This window comes from Lysinibacillus sp. CNPSo 3705, assembly GCF_028674935.1.
Taxonomy (GTDB): domain Bacteria; phylum Bacillota; class Bacilli; order Bacillales_A; family Planococcaceae; genus Lysinibacillus.
In genome coordinates this window covers 24,676-47,090 of record NZ_JAQZSD010000012.1, presented here as the reverse complement: position 1 = coordinate 47,090, position 22,415 = coordinate 24,676, and the positions used below count along the sequence as shown (strand labels likewise).

Annotated in this window: 24 protein-coding genes and 1 pseudogene; 13 read left to right on the top strand and 12 right to left on the bottom strand. The window is 35.4% G+C overall.

Translation table 11 applies throughout. The features are described 5' to 3' along the window. Positions 1-62 precede the first annotated feature (62 nt). The 6 genes and pseudogenes from PVA17_RS07525 (at position 63) to PVA17_RS07500 (ending at position 6,085) form a co-directional block, all read left to right on the top strand. Complete coding sequence (locus PVA17_RS07525) at positions 63-1,310, top strand: aspartate aminotransferase family protein (RefSeq protein ID WP_274067335.1); 1,248 nt, start codon at positions 63-65, stop codon at positions 1,308-1,310. An 18-nt stretch (positions 1,311-1,328) separates the two neighbouring features. Then, positions 1,329-1,808 carry an SRPBCC family protein gene (locus tag PVA17_RS07520; protein ID WP_132359345.1) on the top strand — a complete coding sequence of 160 codons (480 nt, stop codon included), beginning with the start codon at positions 1,329-1,331 and terminating at the stop codon, positions 1,806-1,808. Beyond that, positions 1,808-2,917, top strand: a complete 1,110-nt coding sequence (locus PVA17_RS07515) for an acyl-CoA dehydrogenase family protein (protein WP_274067334.1) — start codon at positions 1,808-1,810, stop codon at positions 2,915-2,917. The genes PVA17_RS07520 and PVA17_RS07515 overlap by 1 nt, the downstream gene beginning before the upstream one ends. A gap of 377 nt (positions 2,918-3,294) precedes the next feature. Continuing rightward, complete coding sequence (locus tag PVA17_RS07510; RefSeq protein ID WP_337993601.1) at positions 3,295-4,620, top strand: M48 family metallopeptidase; 1,326 nt, start codon at positions 3,295-3,297, stop codon at positions 4,618-4,620. Between the two features lie 120 nt (positions 4,621-4,740). Then, positions 4,741-5,556 carry a YitT family protein gene (locus tag PVA17_RS07505; RefSeq protein ID WP_132359341.1) on the top strand — a complete coding sequence of 272 codons (816 nt, stop codon included), beginning with the start codon at positions 4,741-4,743 and terminating at the stop codon, positions 5,554-5,556. A gap of 170 nt (positions 5,557-5,726) precedes the next feature. Further along, positions 5,727-6,085 (top strand): annotated as a pseudogene (locus tag PVA17_RS07500) (MmcQ/YjbR family DNA-binding protein). Positions 6,086-6,368: 283 nt separating this feature from the next. Here the strand turns inward: PVA17_RS07500 and PVA17_RS07495 are convergent. From PVA17_RS07495 to PVA17_RS07480, 4 genes are all read right to left on the bottom strand, one after another. Next, positions 6,369-6,710 (bottom strand): GIY-YIG nuclease family protein, encoded by a 342-nt coding sequence (locus PVA17_RS07495; protein ID WP_274067333.1) that lies wholly within the window; start codon positions 6,708-6,710, stop codon positions 6,369-6,371. A gap of 16 nt (positions 6,711-6,726) precedes the next feature. Continuing rightward, positions 6,727-7,482, bottom strand: a complete 756-nt coding sequence (locus tag PVA17_RS07490) for a DUF2087 domain-containing protein (protein ID WP_132359335.1) — start codon at positions 7,480-7,482, stop codon at positions 6,727-6,729. 350 nt (positions 7,483-7,832) lie between these two features. Beyond that, entirely contained in the window at positions 7,833-8,240 is a 408-nt protein-coding gene (locus PVA17_RS07485; RefSeq protein ID WP_132359333.1) for a DUF3021 domain-containing protein, read from the bottom strand. A 1-nt stretch (position 8,241) separates the two neighbouring features. Continuing rightward, the gene (locus PVA17_RS07480; RefSeq protein ID WP_132359331.1) at positions 8,242-8,691 is read right to left on the bottom strand and encodes a LytTR family DNA-binding domain-containing protein; all 450 of its coding nucleotides are present in this window, start codon (positions 8,689-8,691) and stop codon (positions 8,242-8,244) included. A 223-nt stretch (positions 8,692-8,914) separates the two neighbouring features. Here PVA17_RS07480 and PVA17_RS07475 point away from each other — a divergent pair, with 223 nt between their 5' ends. The 7 genes from PVA17_RS07475 to PVA17_RS07450 all read left to right on the top strand — a co-directional run bounded on the left by PVA17_RS07475 (position 8,915) and on the right by PVA17_RS07450 (position 15,156). Further along, positions 8,915-9,943 (top strand): AbrB family transcriptional regulator, encoded by a 1,029-nt coding sequence (locus PVA17_RS07475; protein WP_132359329.1) that lies wholly within the window; start codon positions 8,915-8,917, stop codon positions 9,941-9,943. Positions 9,944-10,013: 70 nt separating this feature from the next. Continuing rightward, complete coding sequence (locus PVA17_RS25350) at positions 10,014-10,241, top strand: RHS repeat-associated core domain-containing protein (RefSeq protein ID WP_132359465.1); 228 nt, start codon at positions 10,014-10,016, stop codon at positions 10,239-10,241. Between the two features lie 288 nt (positions 10,242-10,529). After that, positions 10,530-11,006, top strand: coding sequence for a YjdJ family protein (locus PVA17_RS07470; protein ID WP_274067332.1), 477 nt, complete (start codon positions 10,530-10,532; stop codon positions 11,004-11,006). A 271-nt stretch (positions 11,007-11,277) separates the two neighbouring features. Beyond that, complete coding sequence (locus PVA17_RS07465; RefSeq protein ID WP_166672191.1) at positions 11,278-11,418, top strand: RAxF-45 family protein; 141 nt, start codon at positions 11,278-11,280, stop codon at positions 11,416-11,418. A gap of 103 nt (positions 11,419-11,521) precedes the next feature. Continuing rightward, complete coding sequence (gene abc-f / locus PVA17_RS07460) at positions 11,522-13,321, top strand: ribosomal protection-like ABC-F family protein (RefSeq protein ID WP_274067331.1); 1,800 nt, start codon at positions 11,522-11,524, stop codon at positions 13,319-13,321. After that, complete coding sequence (locus tag PVA17_RS07455; protein ID WP_274067330.1) at positions 13,314-14,105, top strand: GNAT family N-acetyltransferase; 792 nt, start codon at positions 13,314-13,316, stop codon at positions 14,103-14,105. Before abc-f ends, PVA17_RS07455 begins: the two co-directional genes overlap by 8 nt. Positions 14,106-14,421: 316 nt before the next feature. Continuing rightward, positions 14,422-15,156, top strand: a complete 735-nt coding sequence (locus PVA17_RS07450) for a hypothetical protein (RefSeq protein WP_132359321.1) — start codon at positions 14,422-14,424, stop codon at positions 15,154-15,156. A 241-nt stretch (positions 15,157-15,397) separates the two neighbouring features. Here the strand turns inward: PVA17_RS07450 and PVA17_RS25525 are convergent, their stop codons facing one another. The 8 genes from PVA17_RS25525 to PVA17_RS07415 form a co-directional block, all read right to left on the bottom strand. Next, a complete protein-coding gene (locus tag PVA17_RS25525) occupies positions 15,398-15,490 on the bottom strand; it encodes a hypothetical protein (protein ID WP_483308013.1) in 93 nt (30 codons plus the stop codon). Between the two features lie 60 nt (positions 15,491-15,550). Beyond that, positions 15,551-15,742, bottom strand: coding sequence for a hypothetical protein (locus PVA17_RS25520; protein WP_483308012.1), 192 nt, complete (start codon positions 15,740-15,742; stop codon positions 15,551-15,553). A gap of 470 nt (positions 15,743-16,212) precedes the next feature. Further along, positions 16,213-16,884: a M23 family metallopeptidase gene (locus PVA17_RS07440; protein ID WP_274067329.1), complete on the bottom strand. Its 672-nt coding sequence runs from the start codon at positions 16,882-16,884 to the stop codon at positions 16,213-16,215. 2 nt (positions 16,885-16,886) lie between these two features. Next, positions 16,887-17,165, bottom strand: a complete 279-nt coding sequence (locus PVA17_RS07435) for a phage holin (protein WP_274067328.1) — start codon at positions 17,163-17,165, stop codon at positions 16,887-16,889. A 17-nt stretch (positions 17,166-17,182) separates the two neighbouring features. Further along, the gene (locus PVA17_RS07430) at positions 17,183-17,596 is read right to left on the bottom strand and encodes a hypothetical protein (protein WP_274067327.1); all 414 of its coding nucleotides are present in this window, start codon (positions 17,594-17,596) and stop codon (positions 17,183-17,185) included. A gap of 69 nt (positions 17,597-17,665) precedes the next feature. Next, positions 17,666-18,118 carry a hypothetical protein gene (locus PVA17_RS07425; protein ID WP_274067326.1) on the bottom strand — a complete coding sequence of 151 codons (453 nt, stop codon included), beginning with the start codon at positions 18,116-18,118 and terminating at the stop codon, positions 17,666-17,668. A 25-nt stretch (positions 18,119-18,143) separates the two neighbouring features. Beyond that, positions 18,144-20,045 (bottom strand): DNRLRE domain-containing protein, encoded by a 1,902-nt coding sequence (locus PVA17_RS07420; protein ID WP_274067325.1) that lies wholly within the window; start codon positions 20,043-20,045, stop codon positions 18,144-18,146. A gap of 33 nt (positions 20,046-20,078) precedes the next feature. Then, entirely contained in the window at positions 20,079-22,385 is a 2,307-nt protein-coding gene (locus PVA17_RS07415; protein ID WP_274067324.1) for a LamG domain-containing protein, read from the bottom strand. Positions 22,386-22,415 lie beyond the last annotated feature (30 nt).

Below are 22,415 nucleotides of genomic sequence, written 5' to 3'. Positions count from 1 at the left end.
AGTATTCTATGAAACTCAAATCAAATCGATTATACAATAAATATATATAGAGGGAAGATCTAATGGGCAAAATTGAGAGAAAAGCTGTAGTAAATATGTATCGAGATCATGTAAATAGTGGTTTTGCAAAACTGACTGAACTAATGCAAGTACCACTCCAAGTTACATCTAATGGATGTTATGTGTATGATGAGGCTGGAGAGAAGTACTTAGATTGTGGTGGATATGGAGTATTCTTATTAGGTCATTCTCACCCCCGTATTATTGATAGAATAAAGCAACAACTAGATAAGGCTGCGCTATCAAATAAACTATTAATAAATCCAGAAATGGGTAAAGCCGCTAAGTCATTGGTAGAAATTACTCCCGAGGGTTTAGATTACGTACTTTTTTTAAACTCAGGAACAGAAGCAGTTGAAGCTGGATTAAAAATAGCAAGACTAAATAATCGTAGTACGATTATCTCTACAAAACAAGGTTTTCATGGGAAAACACTTGGAGCTCTTAGTGCGACTGGTAGAAGGGAGTTTCAAGAACCCTTTAAACCACTTTTACCAGATGTTTACCATGTTTCATATGGATCGCTGATAGAACTCGAAAAAACATTAAGAAACCATCAGGCAAATGCAGTTGTAATATTAGAACCTATTCAAGGAGAAGGTGGAGTAAATATACCGCCCCAAGGTTACTTTCATGGTGTTAGAGAATTATGTGATAAATATGAAGCATTATTAATAATTGATGAAATACAAACTGGCCTAGGTAGATTAGGCGACTGGTGGGGAATAAATCAAGAGGGAATAGTTCCTGATATGTTGTTAACTGGAAAAATATTAAGCGGTGGAGTTATACCTGTTTCTGCTGTATTGGCAAATGAAAGAGTATTTGAGCCGTTGAATAAAAATCCTTTGCTACATACCTCAACATACTCGGGAAATCCTCTAGCAATGGTGGCAGTACAAGAAACGATTCGCGTAATTCAAGAAGAGGAACTTATTTTAAAAGCAAAAAAAATAGGAGAAAGATTCCAAAAATTCTTTGGAGAAATTCTAAAAGAGAAGAAAGTTGGGCTTGCTGATATACGCGGAAGAGGTTTATTGTGGGGATTTGAATTTGAAAATAGTGGACTATCAGGGAGATTTATGATGGGTCTTTTGAAGAAAAAGATTATTGTGTCTACTTCTCTAAATTCTAATAAAGTAGTCCGAATTACGCCTCCTGCGATTTTAGAGGATCAACAGATAGAATATATTGAAAATTCTGTTAAAGTTGTAATAAATCAAATAGCAAATATCAGTGTGAAAATATAATGATACTAGGGGGATAGTATGGGAAAAATTATTATAACATCTTGTATACCAGGTACGAAAGCACTAGAAATATATCTCAAAATATCTGATTTCAGTAAATATTCTAACTTCATTGATGTGATACGAGATATATCTGTAGAAGTAATAAACGATAATTCAAGTATATCGAAGTGGGAAGTAGATTTTGAAAATGGAGTTCTTTGCTGGAAAGAAAAAGATTTTTTTGATAGGGCGGCATTAAGTATTAATTTTGAAAAGTTTGAAGGTGATATAGATAAATTTATTGGAAATTGGAGTGTGAGACAGGAACAAAATGATTCAATATTAACATTTGAAGCAGAATATGATTTGGGCATGTCTTTATTAGAAGATATTCTAGATCCAATTGCGGGTGATATTCTTGCACATACAATACAAGAAATATTAAAAGGCCTCTTTTCCGATGTCCAATTTATAGACATTAATATACGGACACTAGCCTTAAAGGAGGAGATTTAATGACACAATTTCTAGCTAAAGAACGAGCGATATTAGAAAAATATTTCCCAGGTTTTGATGATTATTTAACCTCTTTCTCTTTTGAAGAACGGGAAGAAGAAACTAAAATTCTCATAAATAAATTTAGAAATATAAATGGTACTTCTTTATTGATTCCAAAAGAATTTGGTGGTATTGGAGCAAATATTATTGAAAGTCTATCTATTCAAAGAGCAATAGCAACTAGATCTCCATCATTAGCAATAGCATATACGATGCATCATTTTTCGGTAGCATCTTTAGTTGAAATTGTTCAATCTAATGGGCACTTAGATACTGTATTAAAATTAATAGTTGAAGAAAAATTCTTATTATCTTCCTGTTTTGCGGAAGGAAATTCAAATAATACTTTTTCGCCTTCAGTAAGTGCTGAAGACAAAGGAGATTATTTTATTATTAATGGTACAAAAAAGCCTTGTACTTTATCGAAATCTATGGATATTTTAACAGGCAGTGTAAAACTACCGGATGGAAGACTTGGTATTTTCACAATTCCTAAAAATAGTCAGGGAATTGAAGTGAGAGAGTTTTGGAAACATTGGATATTAAAGGGGAGCGAAACAGAAGAGATCGTATTAAAAGATGTAAAAGTACCTAAAGATTCAATGTTTGTTGCAGGAAATGAGAAAGAATTACATCCTTCAATTGTGAATGGCTTAATATGGTTTGAATTAATAGTTTCCACATCATATATTGGCGTTTGTTCTTCTTTGGTTGAGAAAGTAATTTCACAGGGGAATTTGCCTACTTTTGAAGTAAGGAGCATGGTTTCATTAATAGAGGCAGCGATGAATGCTATTGAAGGTTTAGCACACAAGTTTAGCTTGAATTATTCTGAAAATATACTACCTGAAGTAATTTTTGTGCGTAAAAGTATAGAAGATATTATTAAGAGTGTTGCTTCTGATGCAACAAAACTTTTAGGTGGAATGCAATTTCTTACAAATAAAGAGATATCTTATCAATTATTGGTTTGTCAGTTACTTCATTTCCATCCACCAGCAAAACAAGAATCTTATCAAATAATGGATAACTTTTTGAAGTATTCTCCAGAACGTGTTCTAAGCTAAATCGAATCAACGAAAGAGAATGATGCATTAAAGACCGCTGTTATAGAAAAAGAATGGCATGTTCGGAATTATCTTTTCAGCGGGTCCGTTGAAAGCAGGTAAGCTTCCAGAGGCAATTATGCTGAAGTATAATTGATTGGGATAAGTAATGAAAAATACTTTTAAAAATTCGCGATACTTCTTGGAATAGCGAACAGACCGTGGTGCAATATCATCTACAGGCTTGTTACGCGTTTGGAGAAGTAGAGCGAATTTTCTTTTTGGTGTGAAGTAGAATAGAAGGTAAATAAAAACAAAGAAAAAATTGTTCTAACTTTTTCATTTTAGCTTACACTTACTATAGGACGAACTTAGTGTTGAGCAAGGGAGGAAATGACATAGCGAAAAAAATGGGAATTGTCGCGCTACTTTTATTCGGTGTTTATGTGCTGTGTATGTATTGGTATATATTCCATAGCGGTGGTGGTACAATACCCCGTGCGATGCAAGGGACAGCTGCAGATCCAGTCATGTTTATGTCCGAAAAAGAACTATACTTAAGCGGTGAATATTCTAAAATACGGAACTTCCTATTCTTTGTTGCTACACCTTTGGAATGGTTAATTTATTTCATAATTTTAACTATGGGCGTATCACGTTACTTTGAAAAGGTGGCGACGTCACAAACAAAATGGAAGCTGTTACAAAATGCAAGCTACTTATTCTTATTATCACTTTTACTGTATGTTGTACTATTCCCACTCGATTATTATCGTTACAATTTAAGCAAAACTTATGGAATTAGTACACAAGGGTTTTCTTCATGGATGCGAGACGGCATTATTGATTTTTGGGTTAACTTTGGCATGAGTTTAATTATCGTATCTGTCCTTTATTGGCTCATCAAAAAAAGTGCCAAAAGATGGTGGCTATATGCATGGTTTCTAACGATTCCATTTACAATATTCGTGATGTTCATTCAACCTGTAGTCATCGATCCTTTATATAATGATTTTTATCCGTTAAAAAATAAGGAGCTAGAAGAGAAAATTTTGTCTATAGCTGCACAGGCTAATATACCAGCAGAGCACGTCTATGAAGTTAACATGGCAGAAAAAACAAATGCTTTAAATGCCTATGTAACGGGTATTGGCAGCAATTCAAGAATTGTGCTATGGGATACAACCTTAAATCGTTTAACAGATAATGAAATATTATTTATCATGGCACATGAAATGGGACATTATGTTGAGAAGCATATATATTTTGGCATTGCTGTGTATCTTCTGTTGACATTGCTAGGCTTATGGCTGACAGCGAAGTGTTTGAGATGGTTCATTGGACGTTACGGGCAGGTATTAAAAATTAAAAAAATCGGGGATATAAGCTCTTATCCATTGTTCTTACTCCTAACATCTGTTTTATTATTTGCTTCGAGCCCTCTGTCGAATTATATTTCGCGGTATCAGGAAAATAGAGCTGATCAATATGCGATTTCACTAACGGGCGATCGAGAGTCCGCAATTACTGCATTCCAGAAGCTAACGATATCTGGTTTAAGTGAGGTAAATCCACAGTTACTCGTAAAGTGGTTCCGTTATACACATCCGCCTATGCTTGAACGTATTTATAAGGTAGCGGAGAAGGCTGAAGAGAATAAAGAAGAGCCGTTAAAAGAAGTACCGATAAAAGAGGAGCAGAAAAAAGAACAGCAGAAGAAATAAAGAAACAAATGTCGTTGTTTTAACTGCAATAGTGCCCTACTCAAGGTTTTTTGAACGAATAAATTGGGTATTCTAATGAAAAGAAGTACAAAACTCGTTCGTTATGATAGGGGATTCATTATGCGAAATATTGTCATTATTACACTTTCATCGATATTAGTCGCCCTTGCCTACAATCTTCTGTTAATTCCACATGAGATTTTAAGTGGGGGATTAAGCGGGATTGCTATCATGCTTGGTATTATTACACCCTTGAATACAGGGGTTTTAAATTTACTATTGAATTTACCATTGCTAATTATAGGTGTCTTGAAGCTAGGGAAACGGTTTATTGGCTATACCATTCTTTCTGTAGTTGTCTTGTCGATAAGCTTGTATATTATTCCGGTTTATAAAGCTACACAAGATCCAATTCTTGCGTCATTATTTGGTGGTGTTATTGTGGGCTTAGGGTTGGGCTTGATTTTCCGTGCGGCAGGTTCTTCTGGTGGTTTTGATATTATAGCGATGCTGCTAAGCCGTAAGCGAGATTTTCCACTTGGTACATTAATCTCTGCGATGAATGGTATCGTTGTAGCTATCTCTGGGTTCGTCTTTAGCTGGGATGCGGCATTACTGACACTCGTTTCAATTTATGCTACAGGGAAGGTTGTCGACACTATTCATACGAGCCATATTAAATTGACACTGATGATTATTACGAGTAAGGGCGAGGAAGTAAAACAGCAGCTACTGGAAAAGCTTCATAGAGGTGTAACAATTATGGATGCGAAAGGTGCTTATTCAGGCGAAGGACGCAAAGTTTTAATTACCGTCATTACACGCTATCAGCTTGCCGATGTTAAAGGTTTGATCAAAAATGCAGATGCTAAAGCTTTTGTTAATATATTACAAACTACCGAGGTCATCGGTGTGTTTGATAGGGGCATAAAGTAAAAAGTGTCCTGTCATAACACTTTAAAAATTAAATCGTGACTGAAGATTTGCTCGAACAAAATTTACTAGAAACTAAAATAAAATAATGATTTCCTCTACACACGTTATAGATTATAATGAAAATAATCGAACGTGTGTTTCTTTATTTTAAAACGAAATGGGGTTAAATAATGAACAAAGAAACAATTCATGAATATTGCCTAAAACTTCGTGGAACAACGCATAATTACAAAGAAGAATGGCAGGCGGATCGTTATCATATTGGGGTAAAATGTATGGCATGATGGGTGGAGATAGTACCGGAAGACCCGTACTTACTTTAAAATGTGAACCTAATCGAGCTGAAGAGTTAAGAGAAGCCTATGAAGGTATTATTCCAGGTTATTATATGAATAAAACACATTGGAATTCAATCTATATGGATGTAGATGACGTACCTATTGATTTAGTTGAAAATTTAATTAACCATTCGTATGAGCTAGTTTTCGGAAAGCTAACAAAAAAAGCTCAGCAGGAAATTCAGAAATGAAGTGAGAGAGCAAGTAGGATTCCCGCACGCAAAGAAGTGAGGGCAGGCCGACGAATAAATACTCAGATGCAAAGAACATCACTCCTAAACTAATCGGGTGCAAGAAAAGTTCTCGGATCAGCCAAAGAACTGATCAGATCCAACTGATATTTACTTTACCAGTGAAAAGGAATTTTCCCCGGAAGGAGCGAATCCCCCGTGCGATACACAATATATGAAATCAAAAAAGAATCTGCAAGTTTTTCAAGCTTAGTTCGTAGAAAACAGATTCTTTTTTTGTTATTTAATTATATCCACGTTCACCAAATGGCTGAAGTTTGTCGAGCCATTTTTGTTCCAGCTTTTCTAGCTCTTTTTTTGGATCGAAATAGCCTTTTTCTTTTTTCTTCAAATATTCTACAACTTCAATATCAAAAGCATCATGGCCGAATGTGTTAAAATCCGCTTGTAGTTCTTTATTAGTATGTGTATTCGTTTTTAACATAAATTGAAAGCCGTTTAAGCGTTTTAAATTATTGAAGCTGCCAACAAACACTTTACCATTTTGTTGATTGGTCATCGTGAAAACACCAGCTTCGATTTTTATTTCTTTATACATTTCCTTTAATTCTTTTTTATGGTCCATTGGAAACCCTGCCTTCTTATTTTTTTATCCAGTAAGCACTGCCATCCTCTTGTCGATCCATGAAGCCGTATTCGATTAAATAGCGACGTATTTGTACATAGTCCTCATATATTGGTTGAATTATTGCGTTTAATTCTTTTTCTGAATACTGTTTTGTTACATCGAAAAGCTTTGTGATTGCACGAAGTATGACAATTTTATGTTTTTCACGTTTTGGGAAGCGGACAAGCTCTTTGCCAATACCGTTTGGAAAGTACTTTTCGAGTAATTGTTGTTCTTCAGAAATCGTAATATTATAGCGATCGTCGACCATCGTAGCCGTTTTGTGAATAGGTACAAAGCTGTCTTCCTTTTCATTCTGTTCTTTTAATAGTTCCATCATTGCAAGAAAGGTTTTTGCTTGACGTTCCTTTTCTTTAAGGGTAAAGCGATGATGACGTATTGTGGCTGCACTACCAATCTCCAATTCTTCTTTAATGTCTTGATCGGTTTTTCCTTCATAAAATAAGCGTAAAATATGACTTTGATGATCAGTTAGTCCTGTCATTTTTTTATTAAGGCCATTTAAATAATGAAATACGGATTGATGTGCAGCAGTAATATGATGTTGCATAAATTTTTCCGCCTCGTAGAGAACGCCTTCATGTGGATAAATAATACCCTTTTCAATCTTTTCCCCGCAAAGCAAACAAGTGAAGTGTGTTGCTTCTTCATGGTAGCCTTTTTTTATGTCATGGATCGGAGCTTGCCAAAATAATTCATTTACATCCATTTGAAATCCTCCTGTAAAACAAACAATTATTTATTTTGTTTGCTTATATATTATTAAAATAACAAATTGTTTAAATAAAATCAATGAAAAACACATCGTTTTTATAAACGATGTGCGAAAGTGTTTATGTATTCTTCTTTTTAAAAATAATGATAGATAAGATAGCTAGCACAATAATTGTGACGATAATAATGATCATGCTTGTTGAGGTACTTAGTATATTTCCGTGAAGGTCATAGACAATACCCTTTTTTGTATTCTTCTAGCTGTGAAGCGGGCGCACCTTCGAAAACCTTGGAAATTGAGCTCTCCATAAAGGCATTGCGTAATAGTAAAGTTGGTCATACTGTTTATTCCTTTCTTTTTTGAATTTCTTGATTGATTTTTGCGATATCACTTTTTTGAAGTACATAAATAATGCACCAAGCGATAAAGAAAATAATAGCTTCACTTACAAAAATATATAGTATGCTTGAATGTTCAAACCAACGCCCGAAATAGCCTGCAATCATGACACATATCGTAACCGCAATTACATGTAGAATAAACTGAGCAATAAAAGGTAAACGTTCAATATCATAGATGGTAGAAAGTAGACCTATTACAACTCCAAGTATGGCGGCGACGATAATTTGTTCAAGTAATTCAGGCCCTGATATCACAGTGTTATTAGATAGGACACTGAATGTTACTAAGGAGTAGGAAGAGCTTAGTGATATAAGTAGACCGATTGTCATCATACGAATAATTTTTTTCATATTATGAGTCCCTCCCAATACCTAAATGTTGTTTTAGTTCTTTTAAATATTTGCGGCTAACATGGACGGACACATCGTTTTCTAAAATCAGTTCTGTTGTACCGATTTTACCCATTTGAATAGAGGCAATTTTGTTAATGTTGACGAGTGTCGATTTACTGACTCTGGCAAAGTCTTTCGCTAATTGTGCTTCTAGCTCATATAATTTACGCTTCGTTTCAAATTCCTGTTCCTCTGTCTGTAAAAATACTTTTGCACCCTCTGCGTAAATAGAGTAAATATCTGAAATTTTTAGCATATGAATTTCCTGCTGAAAGTAGCCATCTAGCATTGTTGTTTGTGAAGTTTGTAGTTGCTTCATCAGGCGTTCAATTTGCTCGGTGTATTCCTTCGCATGTATGTGAACCTCAGTTTCTTCTAGTTCACTATTGATTGTTAAATGAATTTTCATTGGAGGCCTCCTTTACAAATCCCGCTATGGAGAAACACTGAATCAGGTAATAATAATGTAGCATAGAAAATTTTGGCTTGGAGAAAATCTTGGATAAGAGGTTAAATTTTATAAATAACAGGTTCAATTTTAACGATATATTACATTGCGAAAAAACAATGAAGTAGAAAAATAGGTAGGTTCACGGCATAATAGAATGATTCAGTTAAGAGGGGTTGCTTCGATGTTTATTTTTGACAAACATATGTTTATGACATTATGTATCGGTTTAGCAGGTGCGGTTTCATTTAATTTATTACATATTCCAATGCCATGGTTACTTGGAGCAATTGCGGCGGTACTAATTGTTCAGTTATCGACGAAAGTACAATTGAAATGGCATAAATATTTTCGGAATTTTGGTTTAATCGTTGCGGGCTATTCCATTGGTTTTGCGTTTACACCAGAAGCGGTGCAGGATATTAAACAATTTATAGGAAGTATGGTTATTTTAAATGTATTATTTATTGTATTGTTTTTTGGTGTTAGTTATTTAGTTGCAAAACGTGCGGATTTAGATTTTGCGACCGCGTTGACATGCTGCGTCCCTGGTGGCATGTCACAAGTTGTTGCCTTTGCCGAGGAGCAAGGGGATATGGATATGGTCGTCATTACGTTCTTCCAAATATTACGGGTTCTTTTAATTGTCGGCTTTGTGCCATTAATGGTGTCAAGCTCTGGGGGGACTGGTGCAGTTGTCAATGGAGCGTATACATGGAACCTAATAGTTTTACTTACTGTGTGTGGCGTAGCGGGGTGGCTAGCGCAAAAGGTGAGAATTCCGACAGGTTATATGCTCGGTCCCGTGTTTTTATTGATGGGCATCAATATAGCAGGGCTTGATGTGCCGAAATTGCCATTGTCACTACTTCATATTGCACAACTAATGCTTGGTATTTACATCGGACTTTTATTGAAAAAAGACGATCTACATTTATCGAAGAAGCATGTATTTTACGCTTTTGTTTCGGCAGGGATCTTTATTGGCACTGCTTATGGCTTAACATTTGTCATGGAGAGTTTTTACAGCCTTGATTTTCAAACAGGATTTTTAAGTATCGTACCAGGGGGCCTTGATCAAATGGGGATTATCGCTGCTTCTGTGCATGCAAAGGTCACAATCGTCACTGCATTTCAGCTATTCCGCGTACTGGTCGTGTCCGTTTTCCTCGTACCGTTTGTTAAAATGTTTGTGAAAAAAGTGAAGACATAGAGGCCTGTTGTGAAAAACAAAGTTGATAATATGATAGGTTCTAAGTTGACCAAATGATGCAAGCGTTGCGATATACGATTATGACCCATGGGAGAACTTACTAACAGCTGAACAAGTCGACAGTCGTATCAAAGAGCAACCTATTTGCTACGTAGGCTATGTCTACGATACCGAAACAAAGCTATACTATTTACAAGCTCGTTACTACGATCCAGCAACAGCACGTTTCATCTATCGTGACCCCGATCCAGGGAACGAAGATGACCCAGTTACAACACATATGGGGATGATAATCTAATAACGAAAATAGACTCAGATGGAAAAAGGGTATGGCCGTTATCAACGCAGGTTTTGCGGCCTACGATGGATAAAAAGTAAGCAGGGAAAAACAAAAAACAAATAGCCTGGGCAGTGGCATCCCATCGGAAAGTGACGCACGTTTATCCCAGTAAAGATTGCTAAAGGTTTAGGAAAATCAAATGGGGGAAAATCTCAAGGCCCTTATTTAATCCATATAATCCAGTATTTATGAAACCGAGAACCTATTGTAACGTCTTTAACTTCAAAGGGTGAAGGGAGAAGTACATTGTTTAAATATGTGATACAACTAATTCTTGGTTTCTTGACTTTATTGATGTCAACAGCTATTTCTTGGTATGAGGGAAGTGGTATTATAGATAATCCGCTTGAATGGAAGTATTCAACCCCAGTTTCTCAGATATTTAATATTGAGATAAACAATGGCCAGGATATTAGCCAGCTCGATTACTTTGTCTATGCAGCTAAATTTCAACCATTTTTCCCGGCTATTATGATAGTAAGTGTTCTTTACATTTGTACTGTAGTTATATTTTTCATTTTTCAACTAAATCATCAGTTAGCCATTATTTTATCAGGGATTATAAGTTGTTTATTTATTGTTATTAGCGGTATATTTTTTAATTCATCAACTGTTGGAGGAAACGTTTTCTTTTGGATTACGGCTGTCGGTGCATTCATTTTTGTAAGTATGGCGATAAGTTTATGGTACAGAAAAAAATACATGTTTAAATTACAACCATAAAAATTGATTAGTAACGTAAACGTGCGAGCTCTAGTACAAAGGTATTTGTACAGGAGTTCGCACTTTTTTAATTAACATCTTGGATTGGGGAATGGGTAATGAATTTTGAAAAACATTGACGCCCCCAGAAAGGGACATAGCTCGGAACGGAAATCAGCCCCAAGGTAAGGTGACTTGAAGAAAAAATGTGAAAGAATGTAATTTAGTCTTTTCGAAATAACCTGAATTATGGTAATATAAATTTAATTATATTGAACGGAGGTGAAAAGGAATGAATAAAAACGCTACGAAAACATGTGTAAAGGTGGATACAGCTATGTATTTTGCACGTGTTATTACTTTCGATTTTGCGAACAACGGGATAGGTCTGTCCATTTTTAAGCAAAATCAAATATCAAACGTAGCGAATTAACCATTCTTTTTCACAAACTAATGAGGAAAAGACTGCTTGTTAATCGAGCAGTCTTTTTTGTGTATTTAGATGTTTTTCGCACGTTTCATTGGAGGAAAAAACGATGCAAATTAAGGCTGAACAAATACAAAAAATTATTGGTGGAAATGTTTTATTTGAAGGACTTCAATTAGAAGTAAATACAGGGGAGCATGTCGCCATTGTTGGTGTGAATGGCAGTGGGAAAACGACTCTATTACAGTTACTTGCCGGTTTAGATATGCCAGATAAAGGACGAATCATAAAAAGTAAGGAAGCGACGATTGGTTATTTACATCAAATTCCGCAGTATCCTACGTTCTTAGTGAAGGAAGTGCTGGAGGAAGCATTTGCGGAAATTTATGCATTAAAGGCTAAAATGACAAAGCTTGAGCAGGAAATGCAGTTAGCTGTAACAGATAAGGTACTCCAGCAATACGGTCATGTGCAGGAACAGTTTATGCTGCAGGGTGGCTATGAAATTGATGCGCAATTAGCGATGATTGCAAATGGTTTAGGGATAACACCATTGCTTGAGCAACCGTTTAGTAGCTTAAGTGGTGGGGAGAAAACGAAGGTAATGCTAGGGCAAATCCTTTTAAGTAATCCTTCTATTTTACTATTAGATGAACCGACCAATCATTTAGATATGCAGGCAATCGAATGGCTAGAAAATTATGTCCGAAATTTTGCAGGAATTGTTATTGCAGTATCACATGATCGCCACTTTATGAATCAAATGGCTCATAAAATAATTGAAATTGAAGATGGAGAGGCATTTACGTACGTTGGTAATTACGATGCATTTGTCGAACAAAAGGACACTAAGCTTGAACAGCAATTTGCTCAATACGAAGAACAGCAAAAGAAAATAAAAAAAATGCAGGAAACAATAAAGCGCTTAAAGCAATGGGCAAATGAAGCAAACCCGCCAAATGCTGGCTTGCATCGTCGTGCTAAAAGTATGGAGAAAGCACTAGCCCGTATAGAGCGTGTGAAGAAGCCCCTAACGAAAAAGAAAATGAATTTAGCATTAACGATGGCTGAGCGTAGTGGTAAAGAGGTTGTACAAATGAAGGGTATTAGCCATGCATTTGAGAAATCGTTATTTAAGGAAAGTAATTTAGCGGTTTACTTCGGAGAACGTCTGGCGATTGTTGGTGGTAATGGCAGTGGGAAATCAACGTTATTAAAAATGATGTTAGGTGAAGTTGAACCTAATAAAGGTGCTTGTCAAGTCGGCAGCAGTGTTAAAATTGGCTACCTATCACAGCAATTTGAGCATAAAAATCCGGCCATTCGCTTAATAGATGCCTTTCGTGAGAGTGTCTCTGTGTCAGAGGCTGAGGCACGCCATATTCTGGCTCAGTTTTTATTTTATGGCTATGACGTTTTTAAAAAAGTGAAGGATTTAAGTGGCGGTGAAAAGATGCGCTTACGTCTAGCACAGTTAATGCATGAGGATATCAATTTATTGATGCTGGACGAACCAACTAACCATTTAGACATTGAAGCGAGAGAGGTATTGGAGGATACACTGGAGTCCTTTGAAGGAACCATAATTGGCGTCTCGCATGACCGTTATTTTTTACAAAAGATTTTTACAAAAGTTGCATGGATTGACCATGAAAACATTCAAGTATTTGAAGGGGATTATGAATGGGCAAGACAAAAACGCTCAGAAATAGTAAAAGAACCAGTTAAAAAAGAAGTGTCTGAAAAACCATATGCTGTTAAAAAAGAGCTAGCGATAGAAGAACAAATTGAAAAGCTTGAAAGGAGATTAAAGGAGCCGACACTTGCTAAGGAGCAACGTCAAAAGCTTGAGCAGCAGCTAGAGGATTTATATGAAAAATGGATTGAGGGAGGAACAGAACATGTATAAAATAGAGCATATCATGCAGTTAGATATTGATTATATTAAAAGTTTTAGTGAGATGGAAACATGTCATGAAGGAGTATTATTTTACAATAATGAAATGCCAACATATTATGACGCCAATCATGCACACATATGGAAGAAGATTGTCGAACCAGATATGTTTTTAAAGAAAATCAAGGATTTTTATCAAGCAAAAGCTCTCACCCCAAGATTGTATTTATACAATGTGGAGGAAAATCAGTCATGTATAGAAGCATTAGAGAATCATGGCTTACATTATGAAAGTTTTACTGATGATGTACAGTGTTGGAATGGTGAATACTCGCAATTATCACATAATCCTGCCATACAGATTGAGCGAGTAATAGATGCAAATATGGAGGAAGCGTTAGCCGTAGAAATGAGCATTTCTACATTTGGGGAGCCTGCATTAATCAAAAAAGCTTTTGAGGAAACCTATTATTCTCCGTATTTTACGTATTATTTATTAAGATTAGATGGCACAGCTTGCTGTACTGCCAATATTTTCGTCTCAGGAAATCAAGGGAGAGTTGAGAGTGTAGCAACACTTGAAAGCCATCGAGGACGAGGATTGATTGGATATATTCTGCAATATATTCAGCAAGAGTCGGTAAAGAAAGGGTTAGAATATCTCTGGATTTTGCCTATCAATGAACAGGTCGCCAAGGTCTATGACAGGGCAAACTTCAAATCAGTAGGCACAATAAAATCAATTCATGCCTTTACTGAGGGTAAAAGCATTAAGCAAATACGACAAGAGACTTAATTAGGATGAACGAAAAAAATTTTGCCACTGTAGGACAGCAAACGCCATAGGAATGGTGCTTTTGGGGGTTTAATTTTGAGAATTTTAGTCGTAGAATATGTTCAAATTGTGTAAAACAAAGCTTGTCAGAGGTAAAGGGGGAAGACCTTCTATTTGATAAATAGAGTGATCCAGAACAGTATCGACTACTCGGGATATTAGAATTGATGTTTCGAAAGAAGGATTTTCAATCTTTAAAAGTTTTTTACTTGAAAAAATAGCGAATTCGATTTACTCTCTTTAGAGATACTTGTTTAATGGACTTGGAGGATATGGAATGCACGGAATTTATATACGCTATAATGTCTCAGATGAAACCCCAGCAGCACAATGGCCCAAAAAAATGGATGCATTTGCGTATGTTCAACGAGGAAAGCCACAACAAGACAATGACAACTTGCTATCGATGGAAGAGCTAAAAAGCCATGCAATTCGCTATATTAAAAGCTTAAAAGACAATGCAGGTGATCATTTAGTAGAACAACGCAATGGTGAAATTGAGCACTTTGATCGACGCTATATGGAATCCTTAAAGCTAAAGGAAAGCATCGATTCACAGCTTATTAATCTAGAAGAAATTCGTTTGCTTTTACAGTTAATGAATGTATTGAATTTATCGCATGGTTTCGGAGAAAATGCTGGAAAGCTGCTTCGTCAAATTACCCCATATGCAAAAGAGGTAGAGCACCCAACATTCCAAACAACTCGTGTTGAGCGTCATTTTTATTCAGAACTAATTGAACAAATTGAAGCAGTATATGCACGAATTATGCGTCATCACAACCCGTCAACGAATGAAATGCAGCAGTCAGAAAAGATATGGACAGCAGTTTGTGAGCAAGCAATAGAAAAGGTAGAATCGCGCATTGAACGCTTGTCTTCTATCAAGTTAAAGCATGAGAAAAATTTACTAGAGTTTAGTCAATTAAAACAGCAAAATATCGAGGCGAAGGAACGCCTAGATATTGCTGTCAATGATCTTGATGCTATTTTAAATGTACTAGAATCTTAAAGGCTATGTAATGTGGTTTAAGTGGGGTTAGCTTTGAGCTAGCCCCACTTTTATCTCTTGAATCAGAAGTTACCAAATTTGAAGGTAATGAACAACAAGGAATTAGTAGTCGTAAACAAACTTTATAACAAAATCAACCAGACATACTTTTTATTGACTACACTGCAATAGAAAATATGTCTGTTTTTATGTAGATGAACATGGAAATAGGCCTGTTTTTTATCTCTAGAGACCCGATTTTTCATGCAGATTGTCCCGATTTTTTTCCGGTAGGCCCGTTAAACCGTGGGATTGTATCGATTACCGTATTTGTTGCTGTATCTATTACAGACACGAATTGTCAAGTTGATTTGTGACATAAGCAAGTTTTCCGTCTGGCAAGATAGTTACTTGATCAGGAGATAACCCTATAGGGATGGTCGCAATCACTGTATGTTGCTGTGTTTAAAACAGATACTGCATTTGAATTTTCATCTGCAACGTAAGCTAACGCACCATTCGGAGTATAAGCAATGCCTTGAGGTTGAAGCCCTACTGGAATGGTAGCGACTATAGTATTTGTAGCTGTATCAATTACTGATATCATATTATCCGGAGTCTTTAACTGACCAGCGTCTGTAACGTACACTAAATAATGACAAGCTGGGGTTGTAAAAAGGTATAAATGGTGGTTTGCAACCACAAGGACAAGGAATCTTTATTAAATGACTTTCATCTATACTAAGTGTCCTAGAATCATACGGAAAGCACGTCAATGTTTGGAGCTTCCAAGTAAAGCTCAATGATTGACATGCTTTTTATTGACCATGGAGCGAGCAAGTAAAGGAAAAAACATAACGTCCTATGATAATGCCTTCGTAACCAACATCCTGCAGCTGACATTTAGGCGCCAAAAACATCTGTTGCCACAAGCGGCTCATTCTGTTCTCTCTAACACATATTAAATAAGTGCAAACAACAGCACGATAACATAAAAATAGGATTTTTAAGGATAGATCTATTTGTGATTTGTCGCCAAGTAATGTTAGTGTAGGGTAAAACTATGTATAAAGTAGGTTACTTTTTGTTGAATAAATCGTTATATCGTTTTAACATTGTCGCGAATTGCTCACGTGTTAGGAAATTTTGAGGATTTGAGCCATTAGTAATGCCTTGGCATTTCAACCATTCCCATGCAGCATTGTGAGTTTCGGTAGCTTTGCGAGTAGGGATAACAGCTTGTTTTGTTTTTAAAGCATCCTCAAGCTCTTTAATTTTATTTAGCAATTCATTGTATTGTGACATCGTTAGTTCTCCTTCATTAGTAGTTTTATTCGTTAATGTAATAAATTTCATAGGATCAATAGCATTCGGTTGACCCTTTTCCCAGGTACCGTTATGAATTTCAAAATGCAAATGTATTCCAAATGCTCGTCCCGTGTTACCCATAATACCAATTGCCTGTCCTTGCTTCACTCTTTGTCCAACTTGAACGCAAGAGGAATCTAAATGGGCATAATTCGTTTCATAAGTTTTCCCATTGATAGTATGTCTTATCATAACGACATTCCCATAGCTGCTTAACACTTGAGCTCGACTAATAACTCCAGCAGCACTAGCATAAACAGGAACTTTTCCTATTGAGGCTAGATCGACACCCTGGTGCCATTCCTTTCCATAGCCGATATCTCTCCATCCAAATTTACTCGTTAATCTCGCGTTCTTCACAGGACAAATAAAATTCGCCATTATTACTCATCTCTTTTCGGTTTTTTAATTGCTAATACTCGTGTTGAGTCATTCAAGCTAGCAGTTGTAGGGTCTAAAATTGCATTATATGTACTCACAGCCATTAAGGCTAATACATATGGGTTAGAGCCTGCATTTAGGATTAAGGCCCATACACTATGCCAAGTAGTTAAATCAGCTCCTGTAATGCCGTAATAGGCGAATAGGGGTGTAATAATTGATAATCCTACCGTAATCCAAAATTGAGGATTGTGGATGCGAACTTTCCAATTGATTTTCATAGCTATCAATTCCTTTCTTATAGACCTAATGATTTTAAAATTAGACCACCAATAATAATTGTTGGAATGAGTATCCACCAATGAAGGTATTGCTTTATCATGTCGCTGATCAAAATACTGTCCTTTGCAGATTCCAGCTTTAAATCATCTTCAATGCTATCAACTCGTTTTCCAATACCTTTTACATCCTCCTGTAATTCATCCTGTGTCATATTTAATTTCGTTAGGTTCATATTGATATTATTAAACGTTTTATCCATTCTATTTAATTGGATTTGCTGGTGTTTATTCATCTCTTGTTGTTGTTCCGATACTAATGTTAAGCGATACAATAATTCATGATTACCTTCTAATTTTGAAATTCGGTTTTCTTGATTTTTTATTTCAACTTCCACACTAGCCAATCTCTCGCCAATTTTTTCATTTTGCATGTAATCACCGACTTTTATAAATTATTAAAGGATAGGCGGGATTAAACCTCACCTATCCTTATAAGAAATTTACTGAGTAATCTCTGGATGTTTCATTTCTTCAAAAATTTCACAAAATCTATCATACATAGTAGCCTTTTTACCAGTAAATTCTAAATCACAATTCAAAATAATTTCTTGTAGAGTATTTAACATGTCAATTTTGTCTGCTGTTTCTTCGATAATAAAATCCTCGTTGAGAAGTGTTAAAATTTGTTTTTGAACTTCTTTTTCAGCATCTTCACTGAAAATCGGAAATTCAATTTCATTGCCATCGACTGTTTCTAGCTTATATAAAACTTCTCCATGTTCATCTTTCTCAGCATACTCAGCTACTAATTGTTGTCTTTCCAAATTTATTTGATTTAATTGCTTTTCTAAAAGCTTTAAAAATCTTGTTCGCATTCGAGATTCTTTTCCCTTTAAAAGTAAGTTGAATAAAAAAGATTGTAGTTCGCCAATTTCATAGTTTTTAATAATCATGTATATTCTCCTTTTTCTATAGTTGTTACATAATAAATGCGTATCCTGAAACGCCGCCGTTAACTACAATAACTGTTTGAACATTGTTAACCATAAAGATACGGGGTTCAATTGTTGTTATAATAGTTGATTCATCCCATGTAGGAACAGTTATTTCGCTCCATATAATAGGCTTAGAGGTAATTATTCGAGTAGCAATATTGCTAGTTGCTTTAATATCTATAACCGTTTCTATATCATCAACTTGATGTACAATAATTTCAGAGAAAATATTTGAAGTGTAAGCACTAAATATTTCTGTCAGAATAATATCCTCATCATATTTTTGTACTGTGAGCTCAATAGGGATAATAGGGATGCTCGCTATTATTTCTGTGTCGATATCACTCTTCACATTTGCATCGATTTCAACAAAAATATCGTCTGAATAGTTAACATAGATTTCAGTATGTATTATATTTTTACTTACTGTAATTTCAGTGTATAAGTTCTCTTCATCTTTTACCCGCGGAGTAATTTCTGTTTTAACCGTATCTATCGAAACGATAATTACTGTATCGACTTCATTAATATGAATATCATTCGTTTCGATTACTGCCATTATTGTGCTGTCATCATAAGAAGGAATTGTTATTTTGACAGGAATATTAGGTTTAGATGCAATAATTTCTGTTAAAATGGGATTGCTATCACTTTTCCTAACAGTTATTTTAGCAGGAATGATTGGTTTATTTATTGTAATCTCTGCATTTGTTTTATCTACTCGAGGATTCCTAATACTAATTTCTGTAAATTTATTACTTTCAAGAGGGATAGCTACAATCATTTCTGCATTTACATATGGTTGGTTCACTGTAATTTCAGTGAATATATCCATATCTAGTGGAACTTCTTTTCTATGTACATATATTTCAGTTTCCTGTTTGGAAAAATCAAATACTGAATCAACCGTTATCTCAGTATTTATATATGAATCTTGTCTTTTATAGATATAAATCTCTGTTAAATGCTGGCTTTTACCGATGCTGAAAATTCTAGAATCGTAATAATCGATAAGTAACTCTGGAGGCAGTGAAGATTCTCTAGTTTTAAAGATTACTTGTCCAGTAGAGGTTTCATTTGATACACGAATAATAAAGCCATTATTTGGTTGATTTAATGAAGTCCAGTCTTTAACGATATTAACTACATTGAACTCTACGAAGCCTACTTTTTTATTCACTGTATATTGGTCTGTCACAAGCTCAATAGGTGTTGGTCTGTTTAAATGGGTAATGTTATTTTCTGACCAGGCTTTATTTGCATTAAAAAGTTCTAAATCAATACCATCTGGAACTGTGCCACTATAATACAAACGTAATTTTGCGTCGGTTAAAATATAAGATGGATGGATAGAGTGTAAATCAAACTGTAAAAAGGAGCGCCAAATATCATCTTCACTTCGTCCAACTACCATAGATGTATATCCACCGTAGTTAATGGATTGATAGTCTAATTTCTCGCGGGTGAAAGCATCTTGAGTTGGGTTAAACACATCAGTGGCGATAGGAGGCTGCTGCACTTCATAAATAGCTACCATTCTATTGTGAGGACGTACTTCAATTTCTATCTCAACAAAATTGTGGATGTATGGTTGTATTTCTGCCAAAACAGTTGAATTATCCCGATAAACGATATTAATATAGGTTTCTTTTTCACTTGCATCAATTGCTCGCGGTGTAATCTCTGTCACCAAATCGGAGTTGTCAAACTGTTTTACAATTAGTTCGGTTGAAACATCTGAAAATCCTACCGCGAATAATTTATACTTTGCTTTAAAACGATTATTCGGTTTTATTTCATCTTTAGCATTAATAAAGTACGAATCCGTAATTGGTGAAATTGCTAGTTCCCGCTCAATTCGATCGGAATTAATATTTTCTTCCATAGGTTTTCACTTCCTTATCACATTGTATTGTGATTAGGCTTTGTCTGCTCTCACGATAATGTCAAATGAACCGTTAGCGTCAGGCGTTGCGCCTAATTCAGTTGTAAGTCGAACGAAGAATGACATTTCCTCATTATTTTGAAGTGTTCTATTCAGTTTTAGCTCAGGATAGGGAGTAAAAGGAGCCGAACTCTCACTGAACTCAATCGACATTCCAGTAGGGAAATTAGATGTATTTGCGTACAAGTGTATATTTTTAACATCATACCCATACTGATTTTTTAGGAAAATTTCATGTTCCACCGTTGTCTGGCCTGCTATAATAATACCGAAGTCTAGATACTTTAAAACCTCGCCGATTTCATTTGAATAATACTTACCATAAACATCTTTAAAGATAAGACCTGAATATGTTCCAATGAAGTTTGCTTGCCAATAATCAGTAGTACCAAAGGAATCCTGGAATTCTACTTTTAAGTTATTCCAATTGTCGATTTTAGTATCTTTACTACTAATGGATAGGTTAATGTTATGAGGGGATTCGCTTAATTTTGTAAAGCTACCATCAGCAGGATAATAATAACCACCATTTAGTAACACCCGATATTGAACACGAGTTAGATCATCGTCACTTAAAACACCTTTAAGCGTATTTCCAACGAAAGAAAGATCAATCTTAGCAGTTGTGTTTAAAATATAAAAATTTGTTTTCTCAATAGTAGTCGTATTTCGGGGAAGATAATCTTCATAAGAGATACTCTCAACAACTGAAACAATCGTGTCACGAGGATTGTCTTTTAAGAACACACCAATATTTATATAATGCTTTCCCCATGTTTTCCATTGCTTATCAGTGATACTATTTAACTCATGGTACTTCATACCATTTTTAAGAATAGCTTCTTCTGTTGAAGCATCAGAAACAACAAATGTCTGTGCTGATTTATCCCATACATACCATCTAGAAGTATCTTCTCCAGTAACAAAGTATCGAGCCTCATCACGGTATGATTGAGAAATATCATTAACAAAAACATCATCTAGATATCCGTACAAGCGTTTCGGATTTACTAATTTAATGAACTGAGGTTTTGGTACTGCCGTCATTTCAAGCACTCTCTGAGCAGTCTCAGGGGCTTCATCAGTCCATGTCACAACTTCGAAGTCACCTTCCAATTCATCGACAGGTGACCAATTAGCTTCAAGGATTAAATCAGCCTCTTTTACGGCTTCATCATCAGTGTAGTAAAGTACCTCAACGCTATCACCAAATTCATCGTAGATGTCGAATGGCTCAGTAGTTGTTGATACAATAATGTCGTCTGTGGACTCTGTATAAGCCACTACAGTAGGGAGTTCTCCAATGTAGTCATAAACACTATAAGGATCAACACCTGTCTCTACAACGATTTTCGAAGTGTCTGAGTCAGTGTAGTAAATTGCTTGAGGTGATTCACCAAGTAAATCTTGAGCTTTGAAATCCTTTTTGTTTAAAACAACAGAAGCAAATTGTTTATCCTCAAAATCAGACCACATTACTACTGATTTATCACCTGATAATTCTTTCCATTGAGCTTCTTTAATATGGTCAAAATTGTTCATGCCATACTGAATGAAGTTTTCTTCTGTGTTTGTTGTTGATTGCCAAGAAGTGCCATCATGGTATTTGTAATCAGAGTTGTGTTGCACTAGGTATTTGTCAGGGATAGGGGAGATTACTCTATCATAGATTTCGATTGAGTCTAGTTGACCATTAAAAAAATGTGCGTCAGAAATGGTGTGTTTTCCTATTATAAGGTTATTTGTAGGATTTATTGTCTCTTTTGTGATTGCTGTTGATTGTTTATCAGGAACACTTAAATCATCAATATAAACTTTTATGGCATTACTACTTATTGTTCCATCCCATGTGAATAACACATCATGCCATTGACCATCAAGTATCTTTCTAGATGTAGCTGTTTGAAAAACCTGTTCGCTGTTTTGATATAAACTAACTAAAATAGAGCCATCTGTCTGTAGGACAAACCTTAAACCACTGCCTTTTTCAATAGTATTAGATAAGATATACTTAAAAGTAGATAGAGATGTTTCGTTAACTTTTATTTTAAATCTAATACTTTTTGCTCCAATGGGAATGACCTTAGCATTAAATTGTAAATAACTAGCCAAACCATTGAAATTCATAGACCAACCTTTGCCATTCCACCCTGCAAGTCTATTGGTATTGAAATTTGTTCCTGTGTTTCCACCAATTGAGTCCATAGCGTTACCACTAGGTTCATCAAAACCAATAAATGATTTACCATATTTACTTAAATTATCTTTACTATTAGCCATTGTATTGACCTCCAATATTTTTCAGTATTA